7 protein-coding genes are annotated in these 6,870 nt (G+C 63.0%); 4 read left to right on the top strand and 3 right to left on the bottom strand.

What is annotated here, in order from left to right:
- On the bottom strand, positions 1-219 hold a 219-nt coding region (locus tag AC1DYM_RS18925; RefSeq protein ID WP_477340951.1), incomplete at its 3' end, for a hypothetical protein.
- 275 nt (positions 220-494) lie between these two features.
- Between AC1DYM_RS18925 and AC1DYM_RS18920 the strand changes: the two genes are divergently transcribed.
- The 4 genes from AC1DYM_RS18920 (at position 495) to AC1DYM_RS18905 (ending at position 5,371) form a co-directional block, all read left to right on the top strand.
- Entirely contained in the window at positions 495-1,046 is a 552-nt protein-coding gene (locus AC1DYM_RS18920; protein WP_477340949.1) for a DUF6932 family protein, read from the top strand.
- Between the two features lie 3 nt (positions 1,047-1,049).
- On the top strand, positions 1,050-1,718 hold the full coding sequence (locus AC1DYM_RS18915) for a hypothetical protein (RefSeq protein WP_477340947.1): 669 nt from the start codon (positions 1,050-1,052) through the stop codon (positions 1,716-1,718).
- Positions 1,719-1,826: 108 nt separating this feature from the next.
- Positions 1,827-4,013, top strand: coding sequence for a penicillin acylase family protein (locus tag AC1DYM_RS18910; protein ID WP_477340945.1), 2,187 nt, complete (start codon positions 1,827-1,829; stop codon positions 4,011-4,013).
- Between the two features lie 17 nt (positions 4,014-4,030).
- Complete coding sequence (locus AC1DYM_RS18905; RefSeq protein ID WP_477340943.1) at positions 4,031-5,371, top strand: amidohydrolase family protein; 1,341 nt, start codon at positions 4,031-4,033, stop codon at positions 5,369-5,371.
- Here the strand turns inward: AC1DYM_RS18905 and AC1DYM_RS18900 are convergent.
- Both AC1DYM_RS18900 and AC1DYM_RS18895 read right to left on the bottom strand, forming a co-directional pair.
- Positions 5,365-5,631 (bottom strand): hypothetical protein, encoded by a 267-nt coding sequence (locus AC1DYM_RS18900; protein WP_477340941.1) that lies wholly within the window; start codon positions 5,629-5,631, stop codon positions 5,365-5,367. The two genes, AC1DYM_RS18905 and AC1DYM_RS18900, sit on opposite strands and share 7 nt — an antisense overlap.
- Positions 5,632-5,789: 158 nt before the next feature.
- Positions 5,790-6,782, bottom strand: coding sequence for an oxidoreductase (locus tag AC1DYM_RS18895; protein ID WP_477340939.1), 993 nt, complete (start codon positions 6,780-6,782; stop codon positions 5,790-5,792).
- Between the last annotated feature and the right edge of the window lie 88 nt (positions 6,783-6,870).

The raw sequence follows: 6,870 nt of genomic DNA, 5'->3' as shown, positions 1-6,870 counted from the left end.
AGACGAGGACATCGATACGGTGTGCGTCGCTAAGCAGAAACTAAGCTGGCCGCAGGCGCTGTCTGACGAGTCTTGCGCGAGCAAAACGCCGTTGATGAGTGCTGCCACCACGTCGATGAGTGCTATCGCATCGCCGCGACCCGAAAGGCGGAAACACCGGTCGTTGAGATTTCGTTCGTGAGAAGTTTCGCAATTGCCGTCGACGTCAGTCGTCGCCATGAGTCATGGTAACGCCGGTAGTCACGTCGCATGACGACGCGCGCGGCGAAACGGCTTCTTGCTCGCAGAAGTGAATTCACCGGTCTATCAAGGCCGTCACTCGATCGTTGCCGATTATCGATAACGAATGATGATTCCCCGGCTGTTTCAGCGACAGCGCGCGAGCATCGACGAGCGGGGCGGCGAGGCCTACAGGCATCGCCGCGTGTCGCCCACAGCCAACGGCCCGCGGCTTCGAGATGATGCTTGATCACCTTGCATGGAAGCCACGAGGAATGATCCCCGCATTCGATAAATCGGGCGTGCTCCCCCCTTTTACGACCACCGCTTACTCCCTCGAGGGACGCTCGCCGTATCCTGTCAGCCTGGCCGCGGTCAGGGAGCGCTTCGCGGCCACGCCGACACGGCACTCGCTTTTCGAGGGCTTGTTGCAGTATCGAGCCGCACTACGTGACTTCGGAGTCATAGAGGGCTTCCAGTGGCTTGGTGGGAGCTTCGTGGAGAATGTGGAAGAGATCAGGGGTAGGGGGCCTCATGATCTCGACATCGTGACGTTTATTCGTCGCCCGAGGCGACTGGAAAATGAGGCGGAATGGTCCATCGCCCTTGATAACTACGAGGAGCTGTTTCACGCTCATATCGCCAAGGCCCGATTCGACTGCGACGCGTACTGTATCGATCTGGACGCCAGGCCGGTTTGGTTGGTCAGGCAGGTCGCGTACTGGATCGGATTGTTCTCGCATCAACGAAAAACGGAACGTTGGAAGGGTCTGGTGCAGGTCAATCTTATCGATCCTGATGATTGCCCTTCGCACGAAATGGAGTGAATCATGAGTAATCTCTTAAGAATCTACGACCTCCGCGCGGATCTCGGCGCGGCCAAGGACATGCTGATGGCGGCGCGCGAGTATCACGACAGACTCGCGATCCGGCAGTTCGAATATCGCGTCCAGATGCTACAGACGTCTCTTGACGAGGCGGCTGGTTATGAGGATCTCATCGCGACTGCGACGTTCTTCTTCGACGAGACTACGAGTGTGGGGTGTGGAGGTGTCGACGTTTCGTTCGGCTGCAGGGCGATGGACGCTTTCAGGAGAGCCCTCGGTTTTCAGTTCGCGTGCGAGGGGGAAAATGATGGCGATGTTTCGGGGCTTGTCGAGCAAGTCGAGCGCGCCATGAGCGTCACGGCATGCGTGCGCCGATCAGTTGCCTTCCTTCTCGAGGAGGTGCCTGATAACGGCAGCTCTATGACCGGACTGAGGCGCGCGCTTGATCGGTTGACGCTCATCGTTTCGCAACTGTCGGCTGATGATACGTCGTGGACGTCCGCAGTGGGATCGATGGACGGTACGGTCCGTAAAGCGGTCGGTCTGTGGTTTGATTTGATGGATAGCGCCAGCGCGTCCGTACGCATTGTCGGAGGCAAGCGTGATGTGACCTTGTCTGCGGAAGGGGTCGCGCTGGCGCGACATCGTCTGGAGGGCGCAAGGCGCGCATAGCGAGGTCGTCGACGGCAGTGGGCGATGCGACGCACAGCCGGGTCGGATGGCTATACTGCGGCGTCGCGTGCCATCGGCGCGCCCACATCGGTTGCCAGGGGATATCCGATGCTCGTACGCCGTCTGTCATTGCCCTTATTCGCCATGCTCGGCCTGGCGGCAACACCGTCGCACGCAGCGGACGACGCAAGCCGATGGAAGCGCGAAGCGCAGGCCGTCACGATTCAGCGTGACGATTGGGGCATCGTCCATGTCCACGGCAAGACGGACGCCGATGCCGTCTTCGGGATGGCCTACGCCCAGGCGGAAGACGACTTCAATCGCGTCGAGACCAACTACCTGACAGCGCTGGGTCGGACGGCCGAGGCGGAAGGAGAGTCGGCGATCTGGCAGGACCTTCGCCAGAAGCTGTTCGTCGATCCGGTCCAGCTCAAGGCGATGTATGCGCGCAGCCCACGTTGGCTGGTGGCCTTGATGGACGCGTGGGCGGACGGTCTCAACGATTACCTCGCCACGCATCCGGATGTACATCCGCGCGTTATCACGCACTTCGAGCCCTGGATGGCGCTGAGCTTCAGTGAAGGCAGTATCGGCGGGGACATCGAACGGGTGTCGGCGAAGGGCTTGCAGGCGTTTTACGGCAAGGATCCGCAAGGTGCGCTCGCGCAGTACACAGCGCCGTCCAGCTGGGAGGAACCGACGGGTTCGAATGGCATCGCCATCGCGCCGAAGCTCACCGCCAACGGCCACGCCTTGCTGCTGATCAATCCGCACACGTCGTTCTTTTTCCGCTCCGAGCTGCAGATGTCCAGCGACGAAGGTCTCGATGCTTATGGCGCCGTGACGTGGGGTCAGTTCTTCATCTACCAGGGATTCAACAAGCACGTGGGCTGGATGCACACGTCCACCGGTGCGGACGTCGTCGATGAGTTTTCTGAAACCATCGTCGAACAGGGCGGCAAGCCTTTCTATCGGTACGGCCAGGAATTGCGTGCAATAACCACGCGCGAGATCGTCGTGCCGTATCGCGCAGCCGACGGTACACGCACGACGCGAACCTTCACCGTCTATGCGACGCATCACGGCCCTGTGGTCCGCGCGGAGGGTGGCAAGTGGATCGCCGTCGCGTTGATGAACAAGCCACTGGAGGCCTTGCAGCAGAGCTGGCTTCGGACCAAGGCCAACGATTACTCAGCGTACATGAAGGTCGCGGAGCTCAAGGCCAACTCGTCCAACAACACGATTTACGCCGATGACAAGGGCAACATCGCGTACCTGCATCCGCAGTTCATTCCGAAGCGCGACAACCGATTCGACTATACGAAGCCCGTCGATGGCAGCGACCCCGCGACGGACTGGCAAGGATTGTTGCCGCTGGACAAGGCGCCGCGCCTGCTCAATCCGCCTACGGGCTGGATTTTCAACACGAACGACTGGCCGTACTCCGCGGCCGGTCCCGACAGCCCGAAGCAGGCCGACTTCCCGCGCTACATGGATGCGGTCGGCGAGAATCCCCGCGGCCTTCATGCGACGCGCGTGCTCACCGGCCGTCATGACTTCACGCTGGCATCCTTGATCGATGCCGCATTCGATCCCTATCTGCCGGCCTTCGCGCGGCAGTTACCGATCCTTATCGCCGACTACGACGCGTTGCCCCAGGGCGATCCCCTCAGGCTGAAGCTCGCTGGTCCCATCGGTTTGTTGCGGACCTGGGATTACCGCTGGGGCATCAGCTCGATGCCGACCTCGCTGGCCGTTTTCTGGGGAGACATTCTCTGGGACAAGGCCAGCAAGCTGGATACGGAGGAGGGGCTTTCGGTCTACGACGTGATGGCGGAGAAGGCCGGTCCGCAGGTACGCCTCCATGCGCTGGTGGAAGCGGCCGATCGACTCGAGCACGACTTTGGCAGCTGGGGCGTGCCGTGGGGCGAGGTCAATCGTTTCCAGCGTGTCGACGGCGCCATCGTGCAGCCCTTCGACGATACGAAGGCGAGCATCCCGGTGCCTTTCACCTCATCGCGCTGGGGCTCGCTGGCGTCGTTTGGTGCGCACCGTTGGCCGGGGACGAAGCGTTACTACGGCACCAGCGGGAACAGCTTCGTCGCCGTCGTCGAGTTCGGTGACAAGGTGCATGCGCGGGCGATCACGGCGGGCGGCGAAAGTGGACATCCCACGTCGGCGCATTTCAACGACGAGGCGGAGCGCTACACCACTGGTAATCTGCGGACGGTGTACTTCTGGCCGGAAGAGCTGCAAGGGCACGTCGAGCGGACCTATCATCCGGGGCAGCAATGAATCGATCAGGGGACGGCATGGCTAAGCGGGTGGGGTGGAGCAGGGCAGTCGCCGTTGCGGCGTGCATCGCCGTGATGGGCGCATCGTTGGCGGCGGAATCGTCAAGCACTCCCAGGCCAKCAGATCACCCCTGGTTGCTCAAGGGTGACCGTGTCTTCGACGCACGTAGCGAGCAGGCGCATCCCGGCTGGGTTGTTCTCATTCAAGGCGACAAGATCGTCGCGGTAGGGCCGGCGAAGGACGTGACACCTCCCGTCGGCACGCAAACCATCGACCTTCCCGGCATGACGATCCTGCCCGGTCTCATCGATGCGCATTCACATATTTTCCTGCACCCGTACAACGAGACGTCCTGGAACGATCAGGTCCTCAAGGAGACGCTGGCCTTTCGTACGGTCGAAGCGGTGAAGCACGCCAACGACACGCTGATGGCCGGCTTCACCGCCCTGCGCGATCTCGGCACCGAGGGTGCGGGCTATGCCGATGTCGACGTGCAGCGCGCGATCGACAAGGGTGTGATCCCCGGGCCGCATCTATTCGTCGCCACGCGCGCAACCATCGCGGCGCACTGCTATGGCCCGGGTCCGCTCGGCTTCCGCGATGACGTCGACCTGCCGCAAGGCGGTATTCCCGTGAGTGGCACGGCACAGATGCTCGACGCTGTACGCGACCAGGCGGCGCACGGCGCGGACTGGATCAAGCTCTACGCCGACTACCATTGCGGCAAGGCGAAAGGCTCGATGCCGACCTTCACCGAAGAAGAGTTGAAGACGGCGGTCGATGCCGCCCACGCCATGGGCCTGCCGGTCGCCGTGCACTCGACCACGGTCGAGGGTATGCGCCGCTCGATCATGGCCGGCGTCGACACCATCGAGCATGGATACGACGGCACGCCGGAAGTCTTCGCGCTGATGAAACAGCACGGGGTCGCTTATATGCCGACGCTCGAAGCCAGCGCGGCCACGTCGGAATACTTCGGTGGCTGGAAGCCGGGCGACGCGCCGACCGAATCGATGCAGAAGGCGGCGCACGCGTTCAAACTGGCGATGGACGCCGGCGTGACCATCGGCAACGGCAGCGACGTCGGTGTCTTCACGCACGGCGACAACTACAAGGAGCTGGCCTGGATGGTCCGCGACGGCATGTCACCCGCCCGCGCGCTGCTCGCCGCGACCGCAGTGGACGCGAAAGTGCTGCGCCAACAGGATCACATCGGGCAGCTGAGGGCAGGCCTCGATGCAGACGTCATCGCGGTTCCGGGCGATCCCACGCAGGATATCGGCACGACCGCCCACGTCGCCTTCGTGATGAAAGGCGGTGTGATCTACAAGGGGCCTCCGACCTCGGCGGCTCAGTAGACGTCGGCCGTCTCCCGACCACTCGGCTTCACGTCGATCGGGTCGGATTCGGATTCCTCGCGCTGTTCCTGTCCCGGCTCGCCATCGGCGAGCGGGACGTCGATTAACTCGCCGGGCCGGCGCCCCCAGGTGCCTTCGGCCGTGTCGTAGTAGCCGGGCGACCAGTTGTGACGGCGGGCGTTCTCCATATCGCGCATCGTTTCGAAAGAAACGCGATACGGGAACGAATCAAAAGATCCATTCGGATTGTCGATGCGCATGGCCGTGCCTCGAAGCGCAGAAGTCGTAAGTCCGCCCGTCGCGAACGGCCGCGCAGGCTGGAGTGTCATCGGGTTGATCGGCTCACCGCGGATCCGTCACGCGGGGCGAACAAACGATGCGCCGCTACGCATTAACGGCGCGTCGTTTCCATGATGGATCAGCGTAAAGCGGGCGATACACCTGTGAGTTTTTCGCTGAGCGACCACAGGTTTTCCGCGGCCACCGGATCGATCGCCCACGGGCGTACGCCGACATCGCTGCTCACGCGCCCTGGTGTGTTGTCGGCATCGACCAACACGGGTGACACCTCGACATCCTCGCAGTAAACACCGCCCATGCCGTCGAGCTGGGGGCTGGTGGCACACCAGACGCTGGTGGCAGCACCCTGCGGCACACTCTTGAACCCGCGGGCGAGGTCGACGACCGGGCGGCCCTCCTCGTCGATCGCGCCGCGAGCGCGCAGGTCGTCCTGGCTCATGTGGCGGACCAGGTCGGTGATGATCGCGCCCGGATGCAGCGCGAAGGCGCGGATGCCCTCGGCCTCGCCACGCTTGTCGACGCCAAGGGCGAACAGCACGTTAGCGGTCTTCGACTGCCCATAAGCGACCCAGGGGTCGTACTCACGGTGCTCGAAGTTCGGATCGTCGAAGTCGACACCGGCGAAGCGGTGCCCGCGGGACGATACCGAGACGACGCGGGCACCGCCGGCGCGCTTCAGTGCCGGCCACAGGCGCGCTGTCAGCTGGAAATGACCCAGATGGTTGGTGGCGAACTGCATCTCGTAGCCGCGCGCGTCGCGGGTCAGCGGCATGGCCATTACCCCGGCGCTGTTGACCAGGATGTGCAGCGGCTCGCCGCGAGCGACGAAGCGCTCGGCGAAGGCATCGATGGACGCCGGATCGGCGAGATCCATCGGCTCGATGGAAACATCGATGCCATCGAGGGCCTTGCGGGCCTTGGCGAGGTCGCGCGCCGGGACGATCACCCGCGCACCGGCGGCGCGCAACGCCCGGCTGGTCTCGGTGCCGATGCCGGAATAGCCGCCGGTCACGATGGCGGTCTTGCCCGTGAGATCGATGCCGGCGAGCACCTCGTCCGCTGTGCTGGCCATGCTGAAACCGGAATGGATGGGGGTCTGAACGCTGGACATGGGGATCTCCTCGTAGGGTCCGGAGAAGCTTAGGCGTCGCCTTCCGAACGATGAATGCTTGAAAGTCCGTCATTCATGCTCAATCGTA

This window comes from Luteibacter sp. P1_D3 (genome assembly GCF_056406135.1).
Note: the sequence above shows the minus strand (reverse complement) of the source record. Positions and strands in the feature narration are given on the sequence as shown.